The sequence below is a fragment of the Sphingobium sp. CFD-2 genome, assembly GCF_024611135.1.
Classification (GTDB): Bacteria; Pseudomonadota; Alphaproteobacteria; order Sphingomonadales; family Sphingomonadaceae; genus Sphingobium; species Sphingobium fuliginis.
Map to the genome: position 1 here is coordinate 638636 of NZ_CP084406.1, position 25178 is coordinate 663813.

Consider the following 25178-nt stretch of genomic DNA (forward strand, 5'->3'; position numbering starts at 1 on the left):
CGCGCGCCATTCTTGACCCGGACCATGCCGGTCCACAAAGCAGGTTTGGTTAAGAAACAGGGAGCGCTCCCCATGACCATCATCGTCGAAAAGCAGGGTCCGGTCGCGATCGTGACGCTTGACCGCCCGCAGACCAAGAATGCGATCACCCAGGAGATGCGCGGCCAGCTATATGGCGCGTTCGAGAACATCGCGATGGATCATGACGTGCGCGCGGTCATCCTGACCGGAGCAGGTGGCGACTTCTGTTCGGGCATGGACGTATCGGGCATGCGCAAGGGCGGCGTCACCGGATCGATGGACCGGATGTACACGCTCAACCGCATCGCGAAGGCCATATATTCTCTCAAGAAGCCGACCATTGCAGCCGTGCCGGGCATATGCGTGGGTGTAGGCTTTTCCTACGCGCTGGCCTGCGACATCGTGCTGGCGGGCGAACAGGCCCGCTTTGCTGCGATATTCCGCAACATCGCATTGGCGCCCGATGGCGGCCTTGTCTGGCACCTGCGCCAGTCGCTGGGCGTGCAGAAGGCCAAGGAACTGGTCTATTCGGGTCGCATCATCCGTGCCGACGAAGCGGTGGCCATGGGCATCGCTTATGAGAAGGTCGCCCAGGATGCACTGATGGACCGGGCGATGGAGCTGGCGGAAAGCTTCGCGTCCGGCCCCAGCATCGCCATGGGCATGGCAAAGCGCCAGTTCGATCTGAGCTGGAACAGCGGGTTCGAGCAATATCTGGAGCTGGAGGCCGCGATCCAGCCGCTGATGAGCCGCACCGAAGACCATGAGGAAGGCCTGGCCGCCTTCCGCGAAAAGCGCAAGCCGCTGTTCCGGGGCGAGTGACGCGGATGCTCCAGCCCGAAGCGGAATGGCGCGCGCACCTGGCCGAGGGGCGTTTCATGATCCAGCGCAGCCGGTCGACCGGCGGCCATGTTTTCTACCCCCGCGTCATGGAGCCGGGCACGGGCGCGGAGGATCTGGAATGGGTGAGCGCATCCGGCGCGGCCACGGTGCATGCCGTCACCATCGTGCGCAAGAAGGACCCGGCCGACAGCTACAGCGTCGTTCTGGTCGACCTGGCCGAAGGACCGCGCCTCATGAGCCGCGTCGATGGCGTGCCGGTCGATGACATCCATATCGGCATGGCCGTCAGGGCCAGCATCATCCAGGAGGGGGACAAGCCTTTGCTCGTCTTCGTGCCCGCATGAGCATGGGCAATGGATTTCCGCGCGGGCGCGCCGCGATCGTGGGCGCGTCGACCTATGGCATCGGCCAATGCCCCGGCCTGTCCGCCGTGGACATGGCGGCGAAGGCCGCGCTGCTGGCGCTGGCCGATGCGGGCATTGCCCTGTCGGAAGTGGATGCGCTCTACACCTCCGCGCCCTATGAGGCGCTGGGCGGCATGGAACTGGCCGAATATCTGGGCCTGACGCCGAAGGTCACTGACTGCAACCGCACCGGAGGCTCCGCTTTCGAAGTCTATGTGCAGCAGGCGGCGCTCGCGCTGGAGGCGGGGCTGATCGACTGCGCGCTGATCGCCTATGGCTCAAACCCGGCGAGCAACCCGCCGCCCGGCGTCGGCATGACGCGCCAGAGCCCGTGGGAAGCGCCGTACAAGCCGCTCGCTCCCCTCTCCTCCTATGCGCTGGCGGCGAGCCGGCACATGCATCTCTACGGCACTACCCGCGAGCAACTGGCCGAAGTGGCGGTGGCGGCGCGGCAATGGGCGCAACTGAATCCGGAGGCGGCGGTGCGCGATCGGCTTAGCATCGAGGATGTGCTGGAGGCGCGGATGGTGTCCGATCCGCTGACCGTGCGCGATTGCTGCCTGTTCAACGACGGCGCGGCCGCCGTGGTGATGGTGCGCGCCGACCGGGCGAAGGATTGCGCCAGGGCGCCGGTCCATGTGCTGGGCGCGGCTCATGCCGTCACCCATCGCGAAATCAGCTCCATGCCCGACCTCACCGTGACGGGGGCGGCGATTTCCGGTCCGCAGGCCTTCGCGCAGGCCGGGGTCAAGCCTGCCGACATGGACGTGGCGATGCTCTATGATGCCTTCACCATCACGCCCATCCTGTTCCTGGAGGATCTGGGTTTCTGCCCCAAGGGGGAAGGCGGACGCTTTGTCTCAGGCGGCCATGTCGCGCCGGGCGGCGGGTTGGCGCTCAACACCAATGGCGGCGGCCTGTCCTGCGTGCATCCGGGCATGTATGGCCTGTTCCTGCTGGTGGAAGCCACGCGTCAGCTTCGCGGCGAATGCGGCGAACGGCAGGTCAAGAATGCCCGTCTTGCCGTCGCGCATGGCAATGGCGGCGTGTTGTCGAGCGAAGCGACGGTCGTGCTGGGAACCGCCGAAACCGTATAGCATGGCGGAATGGGCGCGCCCTGCCCTCCTTCAGGCGGGTGCGCTCAACACCAGCCGCACCAGTTTCTCGACATCGGTGAGCAGCGTCTCCATCTCCAGCGCGGGCTGCTCCTCGCCAAAGCCATGCTTGTCGAACAGCGCCACCGCATTCCACATCATCGCCCCCGCCAGCGCGATGCGGGCCCGGCCCAGTTGCGGCGGCAGCCAGGCCAGCGCGGCGTGCAACCGCTCCAGCAGGGCCGCGATGCTGGGCGCGCCGGGCCGGGGGATGCGCGCATCGAACGGATCACTGAGCAGGCCCGCCGCGCTCATGTGCATCATGAACCGGATATGGGCATGCGGCGTCTGTTCATCGTCGAGGAGGAAATAGGGCCGCATCATGCAGCGCCAGGCGGTGAAGGCGTCAACATCCTCCAGCGAGGGACCGCTTTCCCGGATCATCCGTGCGCGCTCCGCCTCCGTATCGCGAAGTCGCATGTCGATGACGGCGCGCAGCAGTTCCTCCACGCTGCCGAAATGATAGCTGACGGCGGCGGTGTTCTTCTGCCCGGCGGCAATCGCGACGGCGCGCAGCGTCGCCACGCCGATCCCCGATTGCGCCACCAATGTCTCTGCCGCGAGGCAAAGCTGCCGGCGGGTGATTTCGCTGCGGGAAGTGGAGGCCATGGCGATGCTTGTAGCTGGCCCGCAAAGGATGGCCAGATCTCAAATTAAAGCATTTGCTTTATTTTTGTCGGAGCTTATGATGCCTCCCAGGAAATTGAGAGGATTCCCCCATGATCATCAGCACCATGCCCGGTCCCTTCGGCGCCACCGTCGAAGGCGTCGACCTTTCCGTCCCCCAGAGCGACGAGACCTTGCGCGCCTTGATCGCGGCGCTGCACGAACATCAAATTCTCGCGATACGCGGGCAGCGGCTGACCGATGCGGACTATGTCGCTTTTGGCCATCAATGGGGCGACCCGCTGATGTTCCACCTGCCGTCGCACAGGAAGGATGACTTTCCGGAGATGATCCGGATCACCAATGCCGCCGCCACGCCCGAGCGCTATCGCGACGGCGCCAAATTCTGGCATCAGGACAGCAGCTATGAAGCGGTGCCCGCCAGCGTGACCATGCTCTATGGTGTGGAAACGCCCGATGAAGGCGGCGAAACGCTGATCGCCAGCACGGTCATGGCCTATGATGCGCTGGACGAGGACATGAAGGCCAGGATCGACGGGCTCACCGGATTGCATTGCCTGGGCGGGTCCCCGGCCCTGCCGGGTGAGAAGATCCCCTTCATTCCGGAAAATACCGCGCGGCACGGCATTGTTTCGCATCCGCTGGTGATGCGTCATCCGGTGACGGGTCGAAAGGCGCTCTATCTGTCCGGTTCGGCCTTCGGCGCGGAGGGGCTGGACGTTGACGAGGGGCGCGCGCTGATCGACCGGTTGCGCGCCCATTGCACCCAGCCCCGGTTCGTCATGCGCTACAAGGTCGAGGCCGGCGACATCTTCCTGTGGGACAATTTCCAGGTGCTGCACAGCGCCACGCCGATCGAATATTCCGACGAACCCGGCAAGCGGCGGCTGCTCTACCGGATCAGCACCAAGGGCACGCCCGCGCTGTGCAGGCCGGCCGATCTGGCGGCCTGACGGATCAGCCGGGGTCGAGGCGCCAGTCGATCCGCTCCGTCAGGAAGGCGAGCGCGGCCTGCACATGCGGCAGGGCGACACGATCCGGGGCGCCCATCAGCACGACAGGCAGCCGGGGCCAGTTCGCTTCCGGCAGCAGCGGGATCAGGCGACCGGCGCGGATATGGTCGCGGGCCAGCATTTCCAGCGTCTGGCCGACGCCCAGACCGGCGAGGGTTGCGGAAAGTATCGCCGCGCCGTCGTTGAATGTGAAGGCCGTCGGCGGTCGCACGCGGACGGTGCGGTCGCCTTGCCGCAATTGAAGCGGATTGCCGCCCGGCATTTCCACGCTGGCATAGAGTATGGCGCGATGCTGCGTCAGGTCATCGGCTTCCGACGGCTGGCCGTGCTGTGCGATATAGTCAGGCGATGCCAGGCAGATCAGCCTTGTCGTGCCGAGCGTCAGGGTCTTCCATCCCGTGGGCGGCGCTTCGCCCGCGCGGATGACCAGGTCGAAGCCGTCGACGCGAAAGAAAGTCCCTCGATCGCCTAGCGTCAGGTCGAGGATCAGCTGCGGATGGGCCCGTTGGAATTCGGCCAGTGCTGGCATGATGAACGCCTGCCCCATGGAGGCCGGGGCATCCAGCCGCACGCGCCCCGCTATGCCTGCCCCCGGCCGCACCGCCATGTCGGCCGTGGCCACGGCGTCCAGCGCAGCCTGCGCATAGGTCAGATAATGGCCCCCTTCGGCGGTCAGGTCGACGCGGCGCGTCGAGCGGTTGAACAGCCGCACGCCCAGATGTTCCTCCAGCCGCCTGACATGCAGGGTGACCATGGGCGTCGAGATGTTGAGGCGCAGCGCGGCGCGGGTGAAGGAACCGGCCTCAGCCACGGCGACGAAGGCCTCCATCGCGGTCAGTCGATCCATCTTCTGCTCCTGCCGCGGTCAGCGACGGTCCAGAGCCGCAGGCGGACCGGAATAGGGAAATGCGAGGAAGCGTTCGGCAAGGCTGTGGAAGTTCCGGATGGTCGAGCCGTGCATCCTACATCGGAATGCCGCGCGGCATAGGCTTCCTCCCCATCTCATCGGCCTTTTGATGTCTGCCGCGGCGTCCTTGCCGCATTGCATGCAACCCTGCAACAACATGAGCTGGAGAGGAGTCCTGGATGAGCGGTTTTCTGGACGAACGCGCCAATCTGGCCGGCAAAGTGGCGGCCGTCATCGGCGGCGGGGGCGGCATTGGGGCAGGCATATCGCTGGCGCTGGCCAAGGCGGGGGTGGACCTTGCGATCTGCGACATCGATGCGGCTGCGCTGGCGGGGACGGAGGAAGCGGTCAGGTCCATGGGCCGCCAGGTCACGGCCATGGTCGTCGATGCCACCGACGAAGCTGCGCTCGACGCCTTTTACGACGAGGTCGAACGCGCCTGCCCACGTCTCGACATAGTGGTGAACGTGGCGGGCGGAACGAAGCGGCAATTGCTGTCCGAAGCCAGCCGGGCCGACATCGCCCGGGACATCCATCGCAACTATGGCTATGTCGTCCAGTCGGTGCAGCGCGCCGTGCCGCTGATCAAGCGTTCCGGCGATGGCGGCAGCATCGTCAATTTCACCACCATAGAGGCGCATCGCGGCGCCGCTAGCTTTTCGGTCTATGCGGGCGCCAAGGCGGCGACGACGAACTTCACCCGTTCGATGGCGGTGGAACTGGGCAAGGACAGGATCCGCGTCAGTTGCATCGCGCCGGACACGACATTGAGCCGGGGCAATATGGCCGCCATGCCCCCCTCCTTCGCGGAGGGTTTTGCCAGGCTGCCCGCCCACGCCCAGGGCAAGGGCCTGGAAATGTACATCCCCAGGGGCGAGCAGCCGCCGGTCGATGCGCTGGCCGATGCCGTGCTGTTCCTGGGTTCGGACCTGTCCACCTTCGTGTCGGGCATGACGCTGCATGTCGACGGCGGCACCATGGCGGCGGCGGGCATGCTGGACTGGCCCTTTGGCGATGGTTTCGTGCCGACGCCGCTCGCAGGCACGCTGGCGCGCCTCTACCGCGATGGAGATGAGGCATGATCCTCTATGCCGTCACCCTTTCGCCCTTCGCCGCCCGCGTGCGGCTGGCGCTGCGCGTCAAGACGCTGGACTATGCCATGCAGCCTCCGCCGGGCGGCGGCACGCGGTCGCCCGAATTTCTGGCGATCAATCCGATCGGGAAATTGCCGGTGCTGGTGACGGACGACGGGCTGGCGATTGCCGAATCGGAGACCATCATCGACTATCTGGACGAGCGCTTCCCTGCTCCATCCCTATTGCCCGCCGATACGGCCGAACGGGTGCGGATGCGCAACATCATCCGCAGTTTCGAACTCTATGCCACGCCTGCCATGTCGCGTTTGTTCAAGCAGATGGACCCTGTGACCCGCGACGAGGCGACGGTCGCGGCCGAGATCGCCAATTGGCGCAACGGGCTGGCGCTCACCGACCGGTTCACGGCAGACGCCGCTTTCGCCGCGGGCGGCGCCATCAGCAAGGCGGACTGCATATTGCTGCCCAGCCTGTTGCTGTGCGAGGTGGTGGCCCAAATCTTCGGCCTCGACGATCCTCTCGCGGACTGCCCCAATCTGGCGGGCTATCGGGAGAAAGCGCGCCGGCATCCGGACATGGGCGCGATCTGGACGGAGACGGCGGACGCGCTCGCGGCCATGAGAGCGGGAAAATGATCCGCCGAAAGACGAGACGTCCCCAGAACCGCATTTCGGCTTTCAGGCGAAGAGGTCGGCCGCCGCCAGCCGGTCGGCGATGAAGCGGCAAAAACGCGCTGCATCCGCACCGTTGATCACGCGATGATCATAGCTGAGCGACAGAGGCAGCATCTGCCGCCACGCAATCCCGCCGTCATCCCCCGGAACCGGCACCGGCCGGGCGCGCGTGACGCCCAGAATGGCGACTTCGGGCGCGTTGACGATTGGCGTGAAGCCCGTCCCGCCGATATGCCCCAGTGATGTCAGGGTGATGCAGCCGCCGGACATTTCCGCCATCGACAGGCCCTTGGTCCGCGCCTTGTCCGAAAGGGCGACAATCTCCTCCGCGATCTGCGTCGCGGATTTGCGGTCGCAGTCCCGGATGACCGGCACCAGCAGGCCGCCCGGCGTGTCCACCGCCACGCCCACATGCACATATTTCTTGAGCGTCAGCATGCCGCTCGCCGGATCGAGCGAGGCGTTGAATTGCGGAAAGGCGGCCAGGCCGTCGGCCAGCGCCTTCACCAGCAGCGGCACGGCGGTCAGCTTCGTGCCGCCCGCCGCGTTATGCGCCTTGCGCCGTTCCTCCAATTGCGTGATGTCCGCATCGTCCTGATGGGTGACGTGCGGAATGGCGACCCAGTTGCGGCCCAGAAAGGCCGCGACGAATTTCTGAATCTTGCTGAGGGGGCGCTGCTCGACCTCTCCAAAGACTGAGAAGTCGCCCGTGGGCCAGGGGGCCAGACCTGCCAGGAGATCGCTCATATGCGCTCAGGCCCCGTTGGCTTGAGGAATGTGAAGCGCGGGCTTTCCATGTCGATGGAATCCGTCAGCCGCATGGTCGGCGCCGCCACGAACACGCTATTCAGCAGGGCTGCGGGATCGTTCGTCTCAACCTCATAATCGGCAACGAACAGGCCGGTTTCGGTTCCGGTCATGTCCAGTTCCCTGTAGCTGGTACAGGACAGGATGCCCGGCAACCGGCACATCTCGACCGAGTGGACCTCATCATACCAGCGGTCATATTCGGCCTCGCGCCCGGCCACCGCGCGCGAGGTGACATGCAGGATGTAGCGCATCGGGCTTAGCCGATGGTCGCCAGAAGGGTGCCGACCTCATAGGTTTCCCCGATCTGGGCGATGATCCTGAGGGTGCCGCTGGCGGGGCTTTCCACTTCCTGCGTCGATTTTTCCGATTCCAGCGCATAGAGCGGCTGGCCTTCGACGGCCTGGCCGCCATCTTCCACCAGCCATTCGGCCAGCGTGCCTTCATTCATCGAAAAGCCGATCTTGGGCAGCAATACTTCAACAGCCATTGGGAACTCCCTGAGCGATATTAGGATTTGACGAGGGCCTCTGCCGCCGCGACGATGTCGGCGGTTTGCGGGGCGAAGGCGGTTTCCAGCGGTTTGGAGAAGGGAACCGGGCAGAAAGCGCCGCCCAGCCGTCGGACCGGGGCCTTGAGCCTGCCGAACAGTTCCTCGTTCAGCACCGCCGCGATCTCCGCGCCGGCGCCGAAGGGCGTCACCGCCTCATGCACGATGATGGCGCGGCCGGTCCTGGCGACCGACTTCACCACCGTTTCCCTGTCCCACGGCGCGATGGTGCGCAGGTCGATGAGTTCGGCGGAGATGCCCGCTTCCTTCAGCTTGGCGACGGCGGGCATCGCCTCCTGGATCATGCGGGCATAGGCGATGATGGTGACGTCGCTGCCCTCGCTCAGCACATTGGCCTTGCCAATGGGCACGCGATGGCCCTTTTCCGGCGCTTCGGCGGGCGACCAGTAGGTGGGCAGATTCTCGATGAACAGCACCGGATCGGGATCGTCGATGGCGCTGCGCATCAGGCCATAGGCGTCCTTCGGGCTGGAGGGCGCGACCACCTTGATCCCCGCCGTATGCGCGAACCAGGCTTCCAGATAGTCGCAATGCTGCCCGCCACTGGCGAAACCCGTCCCCGTCATGGTGCGGATGACGATGGGCACATGGGTCTGCCCGCCCGACATGAAGCGCAGCTTCGCCGCATGGTTGACGATCATGTCCATCGCCACGGTCGTGAAGTTCATCAACATGATCTCGGCAATGGGCTTGAAGCCCACCAGACTGGCGCCGATGGCCGCGCCGATGATCGCCTGTTCGGAAATGGGCGTGGAGCGCACGCGATGCTCGCCAAAGCGCGACGACAGCCCCTTGGTGACGCCGCAGACGCCGCCTTCCTCCGGATCGGCCAGGTCTTCGCCCAGCGCGATGACATTCTCATCCTCCTCCATGGCGTCCGCGATGGCGGCGTTGATGCCCTGGAGGATATTCGCCTTGGCGGCCTTCACAATATTTGCGGGGGCCATTGGGGTCTCGGCGTTCATCAGGCCATCTCCTCCGCGAACACGTCGCGCTTCAGTTCCTCCACGCCGGGGAAGTCGCTTGCCAGCGCGAATTCGACCGCTTCGTCGATCTCCTTCTCGATGGCGGCTTCCATTTCGGCCAATTGCTCCTCCGTCGCGATGCCGGTTTCGATGAGCTGCGCGCGGAAGCGCGGGACGGGATCGTTCGCCATCGCATCGGCCTTGCGCGCCTTGTCCATATAGGCGTCGGCATCGCCGAAGACGTGGCCGAAGAAGCGATAGGTCATCGCCTCGATCAGCGTCGGCCCCTCTCCGGCGCGGGCGCGGGCGATCGCCTCCTGCGCCACGGCGTACATTTCGAAGGGGTCGTTGCCGTCCACCCGCACGCCCGGCATGCCATAAGCGGCGGCGCGATCCGCGACCTTGACGTTGCTGGTCTTGTCATAGGCGGTGTGCTCGCCCCATTCATTGTTCTGGCACACGAAGATCACCGGCAGCTTCCAGACGGCGGCCAGATTGAGCGATTCATGGAAGGCGCCGATATTGGCCGCGCCATCCCCGAAGGAGGCGACCGTCACGCGACCGTCGCCGCGCAGCTGCGATCCCCAGGCAAGGCCGTTGGCGATGGGCATGGTGGACCCGACGATGCCGGTCGTCACCATGATGCCCTTGGCGGGATAGGTGACGTGCATCGGACCGCCCTTCCCCTTGCAGGTGCCGGTGGTGCGGCCGGCGACCTCCGCCCACAGATCCTTGAGCGGCAGGCCCTTGGCTAGCTGGTCGTGGCTGCCGCGATAGATGGTGCAGATATAATCCTCATCCGTCAGATTGACCGAAATGGCGCTGGGGATCACTTCCTGACCGCGCGGGCTGTAATAGGGCATGACCAGCCGCCCGTTCATGATGACCTTGCGCGACCGTTCGTCATTCGCCTTGATCAGCGCCATGCGGCGGTAGATCTCTAACTGTGTCGCCGCATCGGGGGTTGCCCTGTTGCTCATTTCAGACGTCCTTTCGAAAGGCCGGATTTTCGCTATACGCCGTCCAGCATCTGCCATGTTTTGGCGGGCAGGAAAGCCCCGCCCCTGCCATATCGCAGTTGTGAAGGATGAGGCGGCGTCCCTATTCCGGCCGGGGACGGCGGGCGCGAAGCTCTATCCGCCCCTTGCCGAACGGCGCGTCGCGATTGGCAAGCGCTTCCTTCAATCCCTTTTCCGCCATGTCCTTGCGGAACCGGCTGCGGCGCGGGCCGGTGCTGAGATGGGCGCGGGCATCGAGTTCGGCGGCATAGCGCAGGGATTGTTTCGCCCCCGCCAGCTCCATCTGCGCATTGACGACGCGCTTGTGCGTGGCGAGTATTTCCGCGTCGACGCTGCCGATGCGGCGCACCATCTCATCCGCCTCGAAATCCAGTTCCTCGGCCGGATAGGCTTCCAGCACCATGCCGATGCGCGCCGCGTCGATGCCGCTGATCGTGTCGCCGGTGAACAGCATGCGCTTGGTCCACTGCGGACCGCAATGATAGAACCACAGGTTCGTCGGCGGCGTGCCGTTGGCGCGGGCGGCGGGGAAGCCGATCTTCGCGTCGTCGGCGGCAAGCACGATGTCGCAGGAGAAAGCGAGGTCGGTGCCGCCCGCCAGGCAATTGCCCTGCACCTTCGCCACGATCGGCTTGTGCAGGTCCAGCATGATGGAGGTCAGCTCCTGCTGCCGCTCCAGATTCCAGATGTCGTCGTCGATGGTCCCCGCGCGGCTGCGATAGGCGGCGGGATGATAGTCCGTCGCCGCGTCGGCCGCGCCGCCATAGCTGTCCGTCAGGTCGTAGCCAGCGCAGAAATCCCTGCCCTCGCCCGAAAGCAGGATGACATTGGCGTCCCGCCGGTCGTCCGCTTCCAGCAGCGCCTGATGCAATTCCTTGAGCATCTGGCCCGACAGGGCGTTGCGCTTTTCGGGGCGGTTCAGGGTGATGCGGGCCACATTGTCGCGCACCGCGAAGCTGATGCAGTCCGTCGATTTCAGCCATTTCATGCCCATGTTCCGCTCTCCAAATCCCTATCGCGCCAGCATAGCGCGCCCCGTGCCGCGCTGGCGAGGCTGGCCCCGCCGCCTATCGGCCATGTGATCCTTGCACCCTCCCCGTCTTGCCCCGTCCGGGTGGAGGGCGCAGTCCTGCCGCTTATGCAAAATGCAAAGGCGAGGATGGCGGACGTGCCGGCGGGCTTCCACCGGCTGGACCGGATGGACGATGTGATCGGCGGCTTCGACCCGGTTTACATCCGCCGGGAAGCGGACGGCCATGTGACGCTGGGCTTTCATGTCGGACAGCAGCACTGCAACCCGCGCGGCCATTGTCATGGCGGCACCTGGGCCACGATGGCCGATGTGGTCATGGGCGTGAATGTCGGGTTCGTGACAGGACTGAGCGGGCCCACCGTTTCGATGAGCATCGACTTCCTGGGCGCGGCGGCGGAAGGCCAATGGGTGGAAGGACGGGCGGAGGTTCTGCGCTGGACGCCCAATCTTGGCTTCGCGCAATGCCGCTTCAGCGCGGACGGCGAGATAGCGCTGCGCGCCAATGCGGTCTTCCGCCGCAAATTCCCGCCCCATCGCGACTTTGAATCGCTGATCGCGCGGTCGTCGGAACAGAATGGATAAGGAGAGCATCATGGGCCGTCTGTCCGGCAAGGTCGCTGTGATCATGGGCGCGACGCGGGAAGGCAATATGGGACAGGCGATCGCCCATCGCTTCCTGGAGGAAGGCGCGCATGTCGTCGTGTCCGGTCGCGGCCAGAAAGGGCTGGACGCGTTCGCCGCCGCGACCGGAGCCACCGCCATTCCGTGCGACATCCGCAGCCGCGACCAGATCCAGTCGCTGGCGGACGCGGTGCTGGCGCGGCATGGCGCGATCGACATCGCCGTCAATGCGGCGGCCATCGGCTTCCTCGCGCCCTTCGAGGAGGAGACGGAGGAGCAGATCGATTCGATCCTCTCCGTCATCTTCAAGGGCGGGCTGTTCTTCATGCAGGTGATGGTCGGCGCGATGAAGCGGGAACGGCCGGACGGAAGGGGCGGCGCGATCGTCAACATCTCTTCCGCCGTGGCCGACATCATGTCCGACGATCATTGCAGCTATATGGGCGCCAAGGCCGCGCTCAACCAGATGACGCGCTTTGTCGCCTATGAATATGGCAGGCATGGCATCCGCGCGAACATCCTGGCGCCGGGCCTGACCATCACGCCGATGCTGGGCGGGTTCAACGTGCCCGGCATGGTGGAGGCCTATGCGAAGGAATATCCGCTGGGCCGGATCACCACGGTGGAAGACATCGCCAATGCGGCGCTGTTCATGGCCAGCGACGAATGTTTCATGACGGGCCAGACCTTCCATGTGACGGGCGGGCTGACGCTGCGCCGCAATCCCACCACGGCGGAGATCATGGCCTCCATCGCCGCCCATGACGGCGCGTCGCCGCCGATGTGAGCCTGCCATGATCCGCTTCTCGCAGCCGAACGGTTGACGGTAAATCCATCCGATCGGGCGGGCAGGGATCAGACTGGCGATGATCCGGGCCGCGTGGACCCGCGACATTGACTTGCGCCATGTGGGCGCGGGAAGCTGATGGCAAGGTCTCAGGAGAGGGCAGCAATCGTGAACCAGCCAGCCGCCGCGCTACAGCCGAAGATCACCCGCAGGAAAAAGGCAGGGCCAGAGGATTTCATCCCGAAGGAAGATTATGTCAGCCGCGATTTCGCGCGGCTGGAACAACGGCGGCTCTGGCCCCGCACCTGGCAGATGGCCTGCCGCGAGGAGGAGATTCCCCGCGTCGGGGATTATGTGACCTATGACGTGCTGGACGAATCCATCATCGTCGTGCGTGTCGCGGCGGACAGGATCGCGGCCTATCATAATGCGTGCCAGCATCGCGGCCGCCGCCTGACGGAAGGGTGCGGCCATGCCGCCCGCCTGTACTGTCGTTTTCATGGCTGGTCCTGGAAGCTGGACGGCACCATCGCCCATGTGGTCGACCGCGATAATTGGGACGGCAGCCTGAAGGACGAGGACATCGCCCTGCCGCAAGTCCGGGTCGATCGCTGGGGCGGATTCGTCTTCATCTGCATGGACGGGGATGCCGAACCGCTGCTCGACTTCCTCTCGCCCATTCCGGATGTTTTCCGCAATTATCCGTTCGAGAAGATGCGCTATCGCTGGTACAAGCGCACGGGCATCGACTGCAACTGGAAGACCGCGCTGGAAGCCTTCAACGAGGGCTATCACGTCCAGACGACCCATACCCAATTGCTGCCCGTCCACGATGACGAGGCCCTGTCCTTTGCCGAGGGACGCCATGGCAGTTACCAGCTTGCGCCGGGGCGCATTTCGCTGGGCGAGCGCTCCCCCCGGCTTGCCAGCACGCAGGTCGACTATCGCCGCAACGTCCGCGACTTCGTCCTGATGCTGGAGGAGGATCTGAAAGCCTCGATCCCGCCGCACATGGCGGAACTGGCGGACCGGCTTGTCGACGAACTGCCGGAGGACGCCTCCCTGCTCGACGTGCTGATGAAATATGGCCAGATCGCCTTCGAGGCGGCGCAGGAACGCGGCATCCCCTTCCCATCGCTGACGCCGGAGGAGATCGGGCGAGCCGGGGCGGACTGGCACCTGTTCCCGAACATGGTCTTCCTGCCCGCGCCCGATGCGATGCTGGCCTATCGCGCGCGTCCCGACCGCAATGATCCGGAACGGTGCATCTTCGAAGTCTATTCGCTGGTCCTCTATCCCGAAGGACAGGAGCCGGCGCTGGAACGGCAGGAATTCAACGATTGGCGCGATCATGACGCCTGGGGCCTGATCCTGACGCAGGATTTCGAGAATATGACCGAAGTGCAGCGGGGCATGCGCTCCACGGGCTTCACCGGATCGCGCACCAATCCCGTGCAGGAACGGAGCGTGTCGAATTTCCACCGGGCGCTGCGCGAGTTCATCGGCGCCTGACCCAAAAGATTCAAAAGGAGAGAATATGGCTGGCAGATTGAGCGGCAAGGTCGCGATCGTCACCGGCGGCGGCCAGGGCGTGGGTCTGGGCATCGCGCAGGTTTTCCTGCGGGAAGGCGCGAAGGTGCTGATCACCGGCCGCACGCCCGACAAGCTGGAAGCGGCGGTCGCCGGCTTGAAGGCGGAGGGCGGCGAAGCGGCGTGGATCGCGGGGACCGCCGGCGTGCGCGCCGATGCGGAGGCCGCCGTCGCCAGGGCGGTCCACCTGTTCGGCGGGCTCGACATATTGGTCAACAACGCCCAGACGTCCAAACCCGGCACCATGTTCGAGGATACGGACGACGCGCTGTTCGCGCTGACGATCGAATCCGGCCTCTATGGAACGTTCCAGCATATGCAGGCGGCTGTCCCGCATATGAAGGAAAAGGGCGGATCGATCATCAATTTCGGTTCCTATGAGGGGATTCATGGCGGCGTCGGATTCGCCGCCTATGCCGCGACCAAGGAGGCCATTCGCGGCCTGTCCCGCACCGCCGCGCGGGAACTGGGCAAATATAAAGTCCGCGTCAATGTGATCTGCCCGGCCGCGCTCAGCCCCATTGCCGAACAATGGGTGAAGGACTTCCCGGAAGAAGCGGAGAAGGTCATGAAGCTGGTCGCGCTCGGCTATCTGGGCGATTGCGCAGAGGACATCGGCCCTGCCGTGCTGTTCCTGGCGAGCGAGGACAGCCGTTATGTGACGGGCCAGACGATCAATGTCGACGGCGGGCAGATGATGCTGTGAGCGGGATGCTCGACCTTTCGGGCCGCACCGCCATCGTCACCGGCGCCGCCAAGGGGCTGGGCCGCGCCTATGCGCATTGGCTCGCCGCCCATGGTTGCGCCGTGGTCGTGAGCAACCGTTCGGCGCCGGACGGCTCATCCTCGGCGCGGGCCGTCGTGGAGGAAATCGTGGCGGCAGGCGGCCGGGCGGTCGCGCATGACGGGCCTGTGCAGATGCCGCAGGCCGCCGCCGAAATGGTGCGGATCGCCGGGCGGCATTTCGGCGCGCCCGACATTTTCGTCAGCAATGCGGGTGTTCAGGCGTTCCGCGATTTCGGCACGGTGACGTTGGAGGAAATGGATGCGTTGCTCGACATCAACCTGCGCGGCGTGCTGGTGGGGCTGAAGGCCGTGTGGCCCGCCATGGTGAAAGCGGGCTATGGGCGGATCGTGCTGACCGGCTCCAGCGCCGGACTGTGGGGACAGGTCGGATCGGCCGATTATGCGGCGTCCAAGGCGGCGATGGTGGGCATCGCGCGTTCCCTGGCGATCGATGTCCCGGCTGGCGCGGACCTGTGCGTCAATGTCGTCGCTCCCGCCGCCTATACGCCTATGTCCTCGGGCAGCATTCCGGCGGAATGGGCCGACTATGCCTCGCCCGATCATGTCGCGCCGGTCGTTGGCTGGCTATGCAGCGACAGATGTTCGACCTCGGGCGGCATCTATCATGCGGGCGCAGGCCATGTCCGCCGCGTCCAGATATTGGAAGGGCCGGTTCGCCAATTGTCGGAAGGCGACATCGACAGCGTGATGCGGGGCCTGACCGCGCAGCCCGAATGGACCAGCTCTTTTGCGTCCGGCGCGGAGATCATGCCGGAACTGGTGAAGGCGATGACAGCATGACCATCGATTTTTCCGGCCAGACGGCCATCGTGACGGGAGCAGGCGGTGGCATGGGGCGCGCCTATGCGCTGGAACTGGCGCGGCGCGGCGCCGCCGTGGTCGTCAACGACTATGGCGGCGGCGTTCTGGGCGAACAGAATGGCAGTTCCGCTCCAGCCGAAGCGGTGGTCGCGGAAATCACGGCGGCGGGTGGGCAGGCGATCGCCAATGGTCTGGCGGTCGGCACGGCGGCGAATGCGCGGGCCATCGTCCAGGCGGCCCTGACTGCCTTTGGACGGATCGATGTTCTGGTCAACAATGCCGGCACGGGCATTGCCGGGCCCTTCACCGCCCATGATGACGAGGCGATCGAGCGCCATTATGCGACGAACCTGATTGGCGGCCACCATCTGATGCGCGCCGCCTGGCCGCATATGGCGGCGCAGCGTCATGGCCGCATCCTCAACGTCAGTTCCAACGGCGCGCTTGGCGTCGGCGGCAATGCCCCTTATGCCGCGGCCAAGGCGGGCATGCTGGGCCTGACGCTGGACGCCGCGATCGAGGGCAGGCCGCTGGGCATATCGGTGAATGCCGTGATGCCGACATCCTATTCCCGGCTGATCGAGCAGATACCCGATCCCTCCACGGTCGCCTGGTTCCGCGACAACCTGCCGCCCGAGAAGGTGGCGGCGGCAATGGCCTGGTTCCTGAGCCGCGATTGCACCGAGACCGGCCGCATCCTGCTGACGGGCGGCGGTCGCCTGTCGAGCCTGATCTTCGCGGAAACAGGGGAGATTTTCGACGCGGAGATCAGCGCCGAGCGGGTCGCCCAAAGGATTGGGGAGATCGGGGACGAAAGCCTGCTCACGCCCGTGCACAATCAGGCGGAAGCAGGCGCGCGCTATTTCCGCCATCTGCCCTGGACGGCCGCCGAGACGCCCGATTTCGGCCCGGACGTGGAAAGAGGCTGAGCGAGGATCAAGCGCGCCGCCGCCCGTGCAGGGTGATGTAGATGGCGGTGCCGATGATCAGCGCCGATCCCACATAGGTGCCGGGCTGCGGCCATTCGCTGAACAGCATATATCCCAGCGCCGTGGTGAAAAGGATGCGGACATAGTCGAGCGGCCCCATCAGGCTCGCTTCTCCCAAGGTCATGCCGCGAATGTAGCAGGCCTGGGACACGACGCCGAGCACGCCCATGGCGGCCAGCAGCAGCGCATCCCCGGCCGTGGGCATGCGCCAGCTGCTCCAGGCCAGCGGTGCGGTTAAGATGAGGCCCAGCAATGTCGACCAGGTGAGGAGCGACAGGTCGCTATGATCGCGCGTCATCTGCTTCACGCTGATCACCGACCAGGAGACGAGCAGCGCGGCCAGCAGCCCCTGGGCCGCCGGCCAGCCGATCAGCGAATGGGCGGAGCCGGGCGCGATGATGATCAGCACCCCGGCAAAGCCCGCCAGCGTGGCGAAGAGCCTTTGCCGATCCAGCTTTTCGCCCAGCAGCAGGGCGGCAAGCGGCACGAGGAACAGGGTGCGGGTGAAGGACAGGGCGTTCGCTTCCGCCAGTCCCAACAAGTGAAAGCTGTTGAAGGCAAGGATGATCGACAGGCTGGTGGCCGCACAGCGCAGGATCATCAGCATCGGCCGGCGCAGCATGAAAGCGCTGCGGGGCCGCCGCAGGATGAAGGGCGCCAATGCGATCAGGCCGACGCCCTGCCGCACGAAATTCTGCGTTGCCGACGAATAGTCGTCGCCCAGCAGCTTCACCAGCGCCATGGCGATGCTGTAGGCAAAGCCGGAGGCCAGCATCCACAGCGCCCCGCGCGCATTGTCGTGATACCCTTGTCCGCCACCGTTCATCCCGCCCCGTTAGACGCACTCGGAACGGGAGGATAGTTTATTCGGCAAGTATCGGTCCGGTGATTGGCGATGTGCTGATGTACCGGGATTGGATGTCGAAGCGGCTTGGCCATGCCCGCCCTCAATCATCGGCGCCGGACTCGAAGGTCCGGCGCCGGTGACGCTTCGATCAGAATTTGTAGGACAATTCCATCCCATAGGTGCGCGGTTCGCCATAGACGGAGGAGATGTAGCCGGCCTCGTTGTAGATGCCGATCACGCCCACACGATAATAGCTTTTGGTCAGGTTGTTGACGAAGGCCGCCGCGCCCAGTCCGGTACCGAAGATATTGTCCCAACCCGCGCGCAGGTTGACCAGTTCATATCCCGGTTCGGTCGCCAGCACGTCATTCTTGTCGAGATGCTGTTTGGTGCGATAGCTGACATTGGCGTTGAGGTTGATCGCGCCCGCATCGCCCGACAGGGGGATCTCATAGCTGACATTCGCGCCCATCTGATGATGGGGCGACCCGACCAGCGCGAATTCGCCCGGCTGGCGGCCTTGGCTGATCTCCACGCCGACATAGGAATAGAAGGCGCTGATGTTGAGCGGACCCGCGATGAGGCCCAGTTCCAGCTCGCCGCCATAATTTTTCTGCCGGGCGGTGTTGTCGATGATCGTGTTGACATTGCCCGCGCTGTCGATGGACGATGTCTGCTTCTGGACGTTCTTATAGTCCTGATAGAAGATGGCGAGACTGCTGGTCAGCGTGGCGCCGCCCAGCGGATGGCGCGTCTTGAGCCCCACCTCATATTCCTGCACGGTTTCCGGATCGAAGGGCTGCAATTCTTCGGTCGACGCCGCCCGCAGCGAGAAACCGCCGGAGCGGAAACCGCGCCGGGTCGAGATATAGGTCGTCAGATTCGCGTTGGGTTCATATTGCAGCGTGACGTCCCAGGTGAAGGCGTCCCATTTCTTGCTGTTGGTCTGCGGGCAGTCGGCCAGCGTCGCGGGAACGAAGGAGGTCGTGCCGGTGTCCACGCGGAACAGGCATGTGCCCAGATTGGGATAATAGGCGATAATCCGCGCATTGCGCTTGTCGGTCGTGTAGCGGATGCCCGCCGAAACCTTGAACTGGTCGGTGAAGGCATAGGTGCCCGCCGCGAACAGCGCGAAAGTCTTCGCCTTGCCGCTGCCCGCATAGGCGTTGAGGAAAGTCGCGGCCGGAGTGTTGAGCGGCAATCCCGAGCCGGCTATCGCCAGTTCCGGGAACTGGCTGGACGTGGAACCATCCTTCCCCTTCTCGACGAAATAATAGGCGCCCAATACATAATCCAGCCGGTTCTCGATCGCCTTGCCCTGGATCTGGAATTCCTCGCTGAACTGTTCGATGCTGCGATAGCGATTGGAATTGATGAGATAGGCGGGCACGCCATCCAGGTCCATGACCTGGTCGAAGTCCAGCTTGCGATAGCCGACGATATTCTTGAAGGTGATGGTATCAAGGCTGTAGGTGGTGCGGTTCGTGACGCCCCGGTTCTTCAGCCGTTCAAAAGGCTGGGTCTGATAGGCGTCGAGCGTGCCGCCCGTTCCCGATCCCGATGCGAAGCGATAATGCGGCCGCGCCTGCTGCGCCGCGAACTGGCCGACGACGTCCGATACCGGAATGCCGAAGCCGCGCAGCGTCGCATATCCGGCGATGGCGGGCGCGGCGGGATTGGCGGCGGTGCCGACCAGCGCCGTGCCATGTTCGTTCGTCTTGATATAATCGACGATCGTATTGGATTCGAATTCAGGCGTCGGCGCGAAGCGGATCGAGGTTCGGAAGGTCTGGTAATCCTGATCGTCATAGTCGCGACCGGTCAGAACATCCCTGGTGAAGCCATCCCGCTTCCTGATCTTGCCCGCGAAACGCACGCCGAGACCTTCCGTAAGGGGCAGGTTCACCATGCCGTAAATGTCGCGCATGTCGTAATTGCCGATCTGGCCGCGCAATTCGGCATGAAAATCGTCCACCGGCTTGTTGGGTTCGATCAGCACCGCGCCGCCGGTCATGTTGCGGCCGAACAACGTGCCCTGCACGCCCTTCAGCACCTGGGTCGATTGCAGGTCGTAGAGCGCGTAGGCGAAGCCGACGCTGCGGGCCTGGACCACTTCAGCGAAATAGGTGCCGACCGGCGGATCGGTGAGCAGTTGCGATTCCTGGGTGCGCTGACCGCGAATGGCGAAGCCCAGCTCGTTCCGGCTGGTGCCCTGGTTGGTGAGGCTGAGCGAGGGCACGCGGCTTTGCAGCCCCAGCGCGTCGCTGACGCCGCTTCGCGCAAGAGAGTCGCCGCTGACGGCGGTGATCGAAATCGGCACGTCCTGCAACGCCTCCTCGCGCCGGCGGGCGGTCACGATGATGTCGGACGCCTGGGCCATGCCCGAGTCCTGCGGTGCGGCGTCCTGCGCGGCGGCTGCGGTGGCGAAGAGCGATGTGGCGGCAAGCAATGCGGACCGGAACATGGTCATCCTTCCTCTCCTGATCGTCCGGCACTGGCGCCGGTCTGGCCGCTGTTGCGGCTCTGGGGAACGATCATGTCGAAAGGATATTTTTACTCAATCGTCCCGAGCGTCGGGACGAGATTGATCGCAGTCATGATATTTGCCCGCGACCCCGTCAGCTTTCCGCGATGAAGCCATGGCCTGCGAGCGGTCCGATCCCCACGACGCCGCCATCGACCGCCAGTTCGACGCCGTTGACGAAGCGGGCCTCGTCGCTGGCGAGGAACAGCACCGCCTGCGCCACGTCCCAGGCGTCGCCCTCAATGCCGAGGGGGCTTACCTTCCGCCGCATCTCGCGCATCTCCTCGGACATGTAACGCGCTGCATGGGGCGTCATGACATGGCCGGGCGCCACGGTGTTCACGCGGATGCCGTCGCGGCCATGCAGCACGCCGATCTCGCGGGAAAGCTGCGCCATCGCCGCCTTGGACGGGCCATAGGCGATCGCCCCCATCGCCCTTATGCCCGCCAGCGAGGAGATGTTGACGATCGATCCCCCGCCGCCGCGCACCATAAGGGGAATGGCCGCCTGGCTCATCAGCATCACGCTGGTCAGATTGGTGGTCAGCGTCCGGTTCCACTGGTCCAGCGTCATGGTTTCGAGCGTGGCCGGTCCCGAAATGCCGACATTGTTGACCAATATGTCGAGCCTGCCGAATGCCGCAACGGCCGCATCGACCAGCTTTCCGCAGACGTCCGGGTCACCGACATCGCCTCCAGCCGCAACGGCGCGCCCACCATCGGCTTTGATCCGTTCGACCGTTGCCTGCGCCCGCGCCGGGTCCAGATCGGCGCAAACAAGTCGTGCGCCTTCCGCGGCCATGAGCAGGGCGATGGAACGACCGATACCGACATCATCCCCTTCCGCTCCAGCGCCGGTGACGATCGCCACCTTTCCGGCAAGACGGTCATAATGGCGGATCGGTTCGGGCATGCGGGCTCTCTCCTCGTCGGTCGCGCAGATGGACCCAAGCGCGTGATCCGTCCAGCGTGCAAGACCTGCTGTTCGCGCAGGGCGGGGCAGATTGACAGGGAGTATTTGCGCATATACCGGCTATTTTCTCTCAGTCATGGCCTTTGATTTCGCCCTTGTCGCGCTGCCCGGCGCCTATTTCAGCAGCATCGGCGCGCTCGTGGACAGCTTCCTGATCGCCCGCGACCGGGTGGAGCATGTTTTCGCCGGCGAAGACCAGATGCGCATGGAAACGAAGCTGCATATCCTCTCCGCCGACGGCGGGCCGGTCGTGCTGGGCGACGGCCGATCCTTTCCGGTCGGCGGCCCGGCGAACCGGGATGAACCGATGGCTTTCATCTGGCTGCCCGCCTTCCGCGCCGGGGGACGCGAGCCATTGGAACGCCGCCTGGCGGAGGCAGGTCCGCTGCTCGACTGGCTCCGCCGCCAATCGGCGATGGGCGCGGTGATCGGCGCCAGCGGAGCGGCTTCCACCCTGTTGATGGCGGGCGGTTTCACCGCCGATCTTGCGGTTCCGGTGGCGCGGGCGATGCAGCCGCTGACCCGCATGCTTTTCCCCCGCCAGCCGTTCGAGGAGCGGTTTGGGTTGGTGGATCACGGCCATCTGCTGATCGGCAACGGCATGGGCAACGACCTGCAACTGATCATCCGGGTGCTGGAGCGGATGATCTCCCCCGACATCGCGCGATGGCTCTCCTCGATAGTGGGGCAGGACTATGAGGAGAAGGAACTGCTGGCGCCCGACCCTTTGGTCGCCCGCGCGCAATTGTGGATCGAGCAGCGTTTCACCGGGCCGATCAACATGGCCGAACTGGCGGGGCATCTGTCGACCAGCCCCGCGACGCTCAACCGCCGCTTTCACAAGGCGCTGGGCCTGTCGCCCAAGGCCTATGTCGGGCAGCTTCGCTTTCAGGCGGCGGTGCGCATGCTCGAAAAATCCACGCGATCGGTGGACCGCATCGCGCAACTGGTCGGCTATTCGGACAGCCGCCTGTTTCGGGCGATGTTCCGCCAGCATGCCGGCATGACCGCTAGCGAATGGCGGGCGAAACCGCGGCGAAAATGAAGCCTGACTGACAGGCCCCGCCCTGTTCGGGAGGGGCCTGACCCCGATCAGCCATTGCCGCCTACGGCATGGTGGGCGGCGATCCATCCGAAAATGAAGGACGCGCCGATGCTCGCGCCCGCCGCCGGGTAGCAGCGGCCCATCACCGAAGCCGTGGAATTGCCGGTGGCGTAGAGACCCTCGATCACCGATCCGTCAGCGCGCAGGACACGGGCATTCTCGTCGGTCACGACACCGCCCGACGTGCCGACGTCGCCCGGCACGATCTCCATGACGTAGAAGGGCGGCTTGTCGATCTTGCCCAGATTGGGGTTCGGTTTGACCGTCGGATCGCCAAAGCAATTGTCATAGCCGCGCCCGCCCCGGTTGAAGTCCAGATCCTTGCCGGTCTCGCAATAACCGTTGAACTTCTCGATCTCCGCGTTCAGCCCGGCGGGATCGATGCCGGTGATGCGCGCCAGTTCCTCGATCGAATCCGCCTTCTTCATCATGCCGCTGTCCAGCCAGGACTGCGGCGTCTTGCCGGGCGGATAATAGCCCCAGGCGTAGCGCTTGCGGTGGCGGCTATCCAGGATGACATAGGCAGGCACGTCATTGCGGTACAGCCGCTGGCCATTCTCCATATAGGAGCCGCTTTCGTTCAGGATGCGGCGGCCATGGCGGTTGACGATGATGCAATGCGGCTTGGAAATGTCCGTATTATGCATGTTCGCCGGTCCGCCTTCGGGCACGACCGTGCCGGGAACCCACCAGGCCTGGTCCATCAGGTCCAGTGCGGCGCCATGTCTTTCGGCAATCTGGATCAGCTCTCCGGTGTCGCCGGGATTGGCGTTGGTCCATTCCACCGAACTGGGTTGAGGACCATATTGCTTGCGCATCTCCGCATTGCGGGAAAAACCGCCCGCATTGATCAGCACGCCATCGCGGGCGCCGATGCGCAATGTCCTGCCGCCATGCTCCGCGATGACGCCGACGATCCTGCCGTCTTCCTCGATCAGCTCGGTGACGCCATGCTCCGTGCGCATGTCGACGCCGGCCTTGTCCGCCAGCATCAGCAGACGCCCCTGCAATGCGCCGCCGAAGCTGAGTATCGGTTTTCCGCGCCTGGCGACGACACGCATGCGCCATAGCAGCTTCAGCCCCTCCCACATGCCGCGGGGGGTCCGCGTGGCGAGGCCGATAATGCCCGCCTTGTCCGTCGGCAGCGGCATCACCATCGGCCCGAGCCGCAGCTTGTCGAACAGCGGCCCCATCTCCCGCGCATCCAGCATCGGCGCGCCGATGGAGCGGCTGCGCGTCACGCCGCCGGGCCGGTCGTCATAATAGTCCGACCAGCCTTCGGTGTGCAGCCACTTCATGCCCTGCTCTTCCAGCCATTTCAGCATGACCGGCCCGTTGCGCAGATAGGCCTCCTTGCGCTCCGGCGTGGCGCCCGGCCCGCCATCGTTGCCGACGGTCGCATCCATATAGGTGCGGGCCATCTCATGGCTGTCCTTGATGCCCTTGGCCCTGATGATGTGATTGTTGGGCACCCACAGCACGCCCCCGGACATGGCGGTGGAACCACCCAGCCTGTCGGTCTTCTCCAGGATCAGCGGCGTTTTGCCGATGGACTTCAGGTACAGCCCCGCCGCCATCGACCCGCCGCCCGAACCGATGATGACGAAGTCGGCCACCTCGTCGAACTTCGTCTCGTCCATTCAGTCCGCCTTCCCCATATAGTCATGATAGACGCGGTGGAAATTGCTGATCTCCACCTCCTGCACGGGATTGGTCCGGGCGGTCCTGAAGGCCTGCGACTTCATGCCCTTCTGCACTTCCTCCATATTCTGGAAGTCCTGCTCAAGGATGAGGCCCCAATTGAGGGCGCGCCATTGGCCGTCGCTGCCGTCGCCGCCGTCTTCCACCTCGACCTTGGGCTCGGCGCCCGGCGCGTAACGCTCCAGCACATTGACCTCGAAGATGCACTTGTCCGGGTCGTCGCCATAGGGGCGGGCGCGATAGAAGAGCACATTGGTCGCCTGTTGCAGGAAGACGAGGTTGGGGAAGATGTTCCAGTCGGTCCCCGCCTTCATCAACTGCTCCCCGCTGATCGCCGGGAAGGGACGGCCGCTCCTGGCCGATTCCTCCGCATGGAACTGGGCGAAGGCGCCGTAGAGCGCGAAGGGATCGACGCCCTCGGGCAATTCCATCAGGCGCTTGCCCGCCGCCAGCATCTCCTGCGTGGTGGTCGCCTGGAGCGTGTCCCAGATTTCCTTGTTGAACTCGTAGAAACCCTTGCGGATGTCGCCGCTCTGGTCGCTGACGCGCGGGCTGGGCAGGCCGAACAGCGCGGTCGGCGCATAGCCGAACATCGCATGTTTCCCATAGGCCTTGGAATAGGTGTAATCGTCCTGGTAGGCGAGCAGCTGGCGGTGCGTCGTCTGCACATGATAGCCCTCCATGAAGGCCTCCTGCGCGGTCTTCCAGTTGCAGGGCATGACGATGCGCTTGCGCCAAGCATAGCGCATATGCTCGATCTCGAACGGGTCGAGGATCGTCTTGGCCTCGCCCAGGAAATCCTCCAGGCTTTCGCTGTCCGGGTCCATGTTGATGAAGACCCAGCCGCCCCATTGCCCGACTTTCACCCCTTGCAGGGCGACGTCCTCGTCCGGCAGGGCATCGCCCCAGTCGTGGCGGTCGACAATCTCTGTCGGCTTGCCGTCCAGGCTCCACTGCCAGCCATGATATTTGCAGTGGAACTTGCCCATCCGGCCGCAGCCTTCCGTCAGGCGGCGGCCCCGGTGAGGGCAGACGTTGAAATAGGCGGCGATGGTCCCGTCCTTCTGGCGGACGACCGCGATCGATTCATCCGCGATGTCGTAGGTGTAGAAATCGCCGGGATTGGGAATCTCTTCGGCGCGGCAGGCGACCTGCCATATCTTGGGCCAGAGCCGTTCCTTTTCCAGCCTCACATAGTCGCGCGAAATATAGGCGTCGACCGGGATGCGATCGGCCGTCACCGCGACTTTCTGCCTGGAAACGCTGATCATTTCGTTCATTGTCCGATCCTCTCCTTGGCG

The 25178-nt window shown here is 64.8% G+C and carries 26 protein-coding genes; 13 read left to right on the forward strand and 13 right to left on the reverse strand.

Going from position 1 to position 25178, the window contains the following annotated elements; all coding sequences use genetic code 11:
- Positions 1–72 precede the first annotated feature (72 nt).
- The 3 genes from LDB29_RS23185 to LDB29_RS23195 are packed head-to-tail and all read left to right on the forward strand — an operon-like array spanning position 73 to position 2365.
- Positions 73–843 (forward strand): enoyl-CoA hydratase/isomerase family protein, encoded by a 771-nt coding sequence (locus LDB29_RS23185; RefSeq protein ID WP_257557141.1) that lies wholly within the window; start codon positions 73–75, stop codon positions 841–843.
- Positions 844–848: 5 nt separating this feature from the next.
- Complete coding sequence (locus LDB29_RS23190) at positions 849–1208, forward strand: Zn-ribbon domain-containing OB-fold protein (RefSeq protein WP_140043478.1); 360 nt, start codon at positions 849–851, stop codon at positions 1206–1208.
- Positions 1205–2365 carry a thiolase gene (locus LDB29_RS23195; protein WP_257557142.1) on the forward strand — a complete coding sequence of 387 codons (1161 nt, stop codon included), beginning with the start codon at positions 1205–1207 and terminating at the stop codon, positions 2363–2365. Before LDB29_RS23190 ends, LDB29_RS23195 begins: the two co-directional genes overlap by 4 nt.
- A gap of 30 nt (positions 2366–2395) precedes the next feature.
- Here LDB29_RS23195 and LDB29_RS23200 read toward each other — a convergent pair whose 3' ends face one another.
- The gene (locus LDB29_RS23200) at positions 2396–3031 is read right to left on the reverse strand and encodes a TetR/AcrR family transcriptional regulator (protein ID WP_137708935.1); all 636 of its coding nucleotides are present in this window, start codon (positions 3029–3031) and stop codon (positions 2396–2398) included.
- A gap of 110 nt (positions 3032–3141) precedes the next feature.
- Here LDB29_RS23200 and LDB29_RS23205 point away from each other — a divergent pair, with 110 nt between their 5' ends.
- Positions 3142–4002, forward strand: a complete 861-nt coding sequence (locus tag LDB29_RS23205; RefSeq protein WP_137708936.1) for a TauD/TfdA family dioxygenase — start codon at positions 3142–3144, stop codon at positions 4000–4002.
- Between the two features lie 4 nt (positions 4003–4006).
- Here the strand turns inward: LDB29_RS23205 and LDB29_RS23210 are convergent, their stop codons facing one another.
- Positions 4007–4909 (reverse strand): LysR family transcriptional regulator, encoded by a 903-nt coding sequence (locus LDB29_RS23210; RefSeq protein ID WP_137708937.1) that lies wholly within the window; start codon positions 4907–4909, stop codon positions 4007–4009.
- Positions 4910–5148: 239 nt separating this feature from the next.
- Between LDB29_RS23210 and LDB29_RS23215 the strand changes: the two genes are divergently transcribed.
- Together LDB29_RS23215 and LDB29_RS23220 are read left to right on the forward strand one after the other, a co-directional pair.
- Positions 5149–6051, forward strand: a complete 903-nt coding sequence (locus LDB29_RS23215) for an SDR family NAD(P)-dependent oxidoreductase (protein WP_025550271.1) — start codon at positions 5149–5151, stop codon at positions 6049–6051.
- The gene (locus LDB29_RS23220) at positions 6048–6698 is read left to right on the forward strand and encodes a glutathione S-transferase family protein (RefSeq protein WP_257557143.1); all 651 of its coding nucleotides are present in this window, start codon (positions 6048–6050) and stop codon (positions 6696–6698) included. The genes LDB29_RS23215 and LDB29_RS23220 overlap by 4 nt, the downstream gene beginning before the upstream one ends.
- 42 nt (positions 6699–6740) lie before the next feature.
- On the opposite strand, the gene LDB29_RS23225 is transcribed toward LDB29_RS23220, so the two are convergent.
- The 6 genes from LDB29_RS23225 to LDB29_RS23250 all read right to left on the reverse strand — a co-directional run bounded on the left by LDB29_RS23225 (position 6741) and on the right by LDB29_RS23250 (position 11087).
- On the reverse strand, positions 6741–7484 hold the full coding sequence (locus tag LDB29_RS23225; protein WP_257557144.1) for a 2-oxo acid dehydrogenase subunit E2: 744 nt from the start codon (positions 7482–7484) through the stop codon (positions 6741–6743).
- Positions 7481–7798, reverse strand: a complete 318-nt coding sequence (locus LDB29_RS23230) for a hypothetical protein (RefSeq protein WP_257557146.1) — start codon at positions 7796–7798, stop codon at positions 7481–7483. Before LDB29_RS23230 ends, LDB29_RS23225 begins: the two co-directional genes overlap by 4 nt.
- Positions 7799–7803: 5 nt before the next feature.
- On the reverse strand, positions 7804–8034 hold the full coding sequence (locus LDB29_RS23235; RefSeq protein ID WP_025550263.1) for a biotin/lipoyl-containing protein: 231 nt from the start codon (positions 8032–8034) through the stop codon (positions 7804–7806).
- A 20-nt stretch (positions 8035–8054) separates the two neighbouring features.
- Positions 8055–9080: an alpha-ketoacid dehydrogenase subunit beta gene (locus LDB29_RS23240; protein ID WP_170825573.1), complete on the reverse strand. Its 1026-nt coding sequence runs from the start codon at positions 9078–9080 to the stop codon at positions 8055–8057.
- Positions 9080–10060 carry a thiamine pyrophosphate-dependent dehydrogenase E1 component subunit alpha gene (locus tag LDB29_RS23245; RefSeq protein WP_257557150.1) on the reverse strand — a complete coding sequence of 327 codons (981 nt, stop codon included), beginning with the start codon at positions 10058–10060 and terminating at the stop codon, positions 9080–9082. The genes LDB29_RS23240 and LDB29_RS23245 overlap by 1 nt, the downstream gene beginning before the upstream one ends.
- 121 nt (positions 10061–10181) lie before the next feature.
- Positions 10182–11087 (reverse strand): crotonase/enoyl-CoA hydratase family protein, encoded by a 906-nt coding sequence (locus tag LDB29_RS23250; RefSeq protein ID WP_229742582.1) that lies wholly within the window; start codon positions 11085–11087, stop codon positions 10182–10184.
- A gap of 171 nt (positions 11088–11258) precedes the next feature.
- On the opposite strand from LDB29_RS23250, the gene LDB29_RS23255 reads away from it, so the two are divergent.
- The 6 genes from LDB29_RS23255 (at position 11259) to LDB29_RS23280 (ending at position 16667) form a co-directional block, all read left to right on the forward strand.
- The gene (locus LDB29_RS23255; RefSeq protein WP_025550255.1) at positions 11259–11714 is read left to right on the forward strand and encodes a PaaI family thioesterase; all 456 of its coding nucleotides are present in this window, start codon (positions 11259–11261) and stop codon (positions 11712–11714) included.
- Positions 11715–11724: 10 nt separating this feature from the next.
- Positions 11725–12540, forward strand: coding sequence for an SDR family NAD(P)-dependent oxidoreductase (locus tag LDB29_RS23260; protein ID WP_025550253.1), 816 nt, complete (start codon positions 11725–11727; stop codon positions 12538–12540).
- 168 nt (positions 12541–12708) lie between these two features.
- Positions 12709–14052, forward strand: coding sequence for an aromatic ring-hydroxylating dioxygenase subunit alpha (locus LDB29_RS23265; RefSeq protein ID WP_257557152.1), 1344 nt, complete (start codon positions 12709–12711; stop codon positions 14050–14052).
- 25 nt (positions 14053–14077) lie between these two features.
- Positions 14078–14836, forward strand: a complete 759-nt coding sequence (locus LDB29_RS23270) for an SDR family NAD(P)-dependent oxidoreductase (RefSeq protein ID WP_257557154.1) — start codon at positions 14078–14080, stop codon at positions 14834–14836.
- A 5-nt stretch (positions 14837–14841) separates the two neighbouring features.
- Positions 14842–15717 carry an SDR family NAD(P)-dependent oxidoreductase gene (locus tag LDB29_RS23275; protein WP_235600884.1) on the forward strand — a complete coding sequence of 292 codons (876 nt, stop codon included), beginning with the start codon at positions 14842–14844 and terminating at the stop codon, positions 15715–15717.
- Positions 15714–16667 carry an SDR family NAD(P)-dependent oxidoreductase gene (locus LDB29_RS23280; protein WP_257557156.1) on the forward strand — a complete coding sequence of 318 codons (954 nt, stop codon included), beginning with the start codon at positions 15714–15716 and terminating at the stop codon, positions 16665–16667. Before LDB29_RS23275 ends, LDB29_RS23280 begins: the two co-directional genes overlap by 4 nt.
- Positions 16668–16674: 7 nt before the next feature.
- Here the strand turns inward: LDB29_RS23280 and LDB29_RS23285 are convergent, their stop codons facing one another.
- The 3 genes from LDB29_RS23285 to LDB29_RS23295 form a co-directional block, all read right to left on the reverse strand.
- Positions 16675–17553 (reverse strand): DMT family transporter, encoded by an 879-nt coding sequence (locus LDB29_RS23285; RefSeq protein WP_257557157.1) that lies wholly within the window; start codon positions 17551–17553, stop codon positions 16675–16677.
- A gap of 169 nt (positions 17554–17722) precedes the next feature.
- Positions 17723–20044 (reverse strand): TonB-dependent receptor, encoded by a 2322-nt coding sequence (locus LDB29_RS23290; protein WP_257557158.1) that lies wholly within the window; start codon positions 20042–20044, stop codon positions 17723–17725.
- A gap of 148 nt (positions 20045–20192) precedes the next feature.
- The gene (locus LDB29_RS23295; protein WP_257557160.1) at positions 20193–21011 is read right to left on the reverse strand and encodes an SDR family NAD(P)-dependent oxidoreductase; all 819 of its coding nucleotides are present in this window, start codon (positions 21009–21011) and stop codon (positions 20193–20195) included.
- A 91-nt stretch (positions 21012–21102) separates the two neighbouring features.
- Between LDB29_RS23295 and LDB29_RS23300 the strand changes: the two genes are divergently transcribed.
- Positions 21103–22116 (forward strand): GlxA family transcriptional regulator, encoded by a 1014-nt coding sequence (locus LDB29_RS23300; RefSeq protein WP_257557162.1) that lies wholly within the window; start codon positions 21103–21105, stop codon positions 22114–22116.
- Positions 22117–22163: 47 nt separating this feature from the next.
- Here LDB29_RS23300 and LDB29_RS23305 read toward each other — a convergent pair whose 3' ends face one another.
- Both LDB29_RS23305 and LDB29_RS23310 read right to left on the reverse strand, forming a co-directional pair.
- Entirely contained in the window at positions 22164–23816 is a 1653-nt protein-coding gene (locus LDB29_RS23305; RefSeq protein ID WP_257557164.1) for an FAD-binding protein, read from the reverse strand.
- A complete protein-coding gene (locus tag LDB29_RS23310; RefSeq protein ID WP_257557166.1) occupies positions 23817–25157 on the reverse strand; it encodes an aromatic ring-hydroxylating dioxygenase subunit alpha in 1341 nt (446 codons plus the stop codon). It lies immediately after the preceding gene.
- Between the last annotated feature and the right edge of the window lie 21 nt (positions 25158–25178).

Excerpts from the sequence above, each read along its gene's own strand:
- LDB29_RS23185 (WP_257557141.1), top strand. The coding sequence starts at position 73 with ATGACCATCATCGTCGAAAAGCAGGGTCCGGTCGCGATCGTGACGCTT.
- LDB29_RS23190 (WP_140043478.1), top strand. The coding sequence starts at position 849 with ATGCTCCAGCCCGAAGCGGAATGGCGCGCGCACCTGGCCGAGGGGCGT.
- LDB29_RS23195 (WP_257557142.1), top strand. The coding sequence starts at position 1,205 with ATGAGCATGGGCAATGGATTTCCGCGCGGGCGCGCCGCGATCGTGGGC.
- LDB29_RS23200 (WP_137708935.1), bottom strand. The coding sequence starts at position 3,031 with ATGGCCTCCACTTCCCGCAGCGAAATCACCCGCCGGCAGCTTTGCCTC.
- LDB29_RS23205 (WP_137708936.1), top strand. The coding sequence starts at position 3,142 with ATGATCATCAGCACCATGCCCGGTCCCTTCGGCGCCACCGTCGAAGGC.
- LDB29_RS23210 (WP_137708937.1), bottom strand. The coding sequence starts at position 4,909 with ATGGATCGACTGACCGCGATGGAGGCCTTCGTCGCCGTGGCTGAGGCC.
- LDB29_RS23215 (WP_025550271.1), top strand. The coding sequence starts at position 5,149 with ATGAGCGGTTTTCTGGACGAACGCGCCAATCTGGCCGGCAAAGTGGCG.
- LDB29_RS23220 (WP_257557143.1), top strand. The coding sequence starts at position 6,048 with ATGATCCTCTATGCCGTCACCCTTTCGCCCTTCGCCGCCCGCGTGCGG.
- LDB29_RS23225 (WP_257557144.1), bottom strand. The coding sequence starts at position 7,484 with ATGAGCGATCTCCTGGCAGGTCTGGCCCCCTGGCCCACGGGCGACTTC.
- LDB29_RS23230 (WP_257557146.1), bottom strand. The coding sequence starts at position 7,798 with ATGCGCTACATCCTGCATGTCACCTCGCGCGCGGTGGCCGGGCGCGAG.
- LDB29_RS23235 (WP_025550263.1), bottom strand. The coding sequence starts at position 8,034 with ATGGCTGTTGAAGTATTGCTGCCCAAGATCGGCTTTTCGATGAATGAA.
- LDB29_RS23240 (WP_170825573.1), bottom strand. The coding sequence starts at position 9,080 with ATGAACGCCGAGACCCCAATGGCCCCCGCAAATATTGTGAAGGCCGCC.
- LDB29_RS23245 (WP_257557150.1), bottom strand. The coding sequence starts at position 10,060 with ATGAGCAACAGGGCAACCCCCGATGCGGCGACACAGTTAGAGATCTAC.
- LDB29_RS23250 (WP_229742582.1), bottom strand. The coding sequence starts at position 11,087 with ATGAAATGGCTGAAATCGACGGACTGCATCAGCTTCGCGGTGCGCGAC.
- LDB29_RS23255 (WP_025550255.1), top strand. The coding sequence starts at position 11,259 with ATGGCGGACGTGCCGGCGGGCTTCCACCGGCTGGACCGGATGGACGAT.
- LDB29_RS23260 (WP_025550253.1), top strand. The coding sequence starts at position 11,725 with ATGGGCCGTCTGTCCGGCAAGGTCGCTGTGATCATGGGCGCGACGCGG.
- LDB29_RS23270 (WP_257557154.1), top strand. The coding sequence starts at position 14,078 with ATGGCTGGCAGATTGAGCGGCAAGGTCGCGATCGTCACCGGCGGCGGC.
- LDB29_RS23275 (WP_235600884.1), top strand. The coding sequence starts at position 14,842 with ATGCTCGACCTTTCGGGCCGCACCGCCATCGTCACCGGCGCCGCCAAG.
- LDB29_RS23280 (WP_257557156.1), top strand. The coding sequence starts at position 15,714 with ATGACCATCGATTTTTCCGGCCAGACGGCCATCGTGACGGGAGCAGGC.
- LDB29_RS23285 (WP_257557157.1), bottom strand. The coding sequence starts at position 17,553 with ATGAACGGTGGCGGACAAGGGTATCACGACAATGCGCGCGGGGCGCTG.
- LDB29_RS23290 (WP_257557158.1), bottom strand. The coding sequence starts at position 20,044 with ATGACCATGTTCCGGTCCGCATTGCTTGCCGCCACATCGCTCTTCGCC.
- LDB29_RS23295 (WP_257557160.1), bottom strand. The coding sequence starts at position 21,011 with ATGCCCGAACCGATCCGCCATTATGACCGTCTTGCCGGAAAGGTGGCG.
- LDB29_RS23305 (WP_257557164.1), bottom strand. The coding sequence starts at position 23,816 with ATGGACGAGACGAAGTTCGACGAGGTGGCCGACTTCGTCATCATCGGT.
- LDB29_RS23310 (WP_257557166.1), bottom strand. The coding sequence starts at position 25,157 with ATGAACGAAATGATCAGCGTTTCCAGGCAGAAAGTCGCGGTGACGGCC.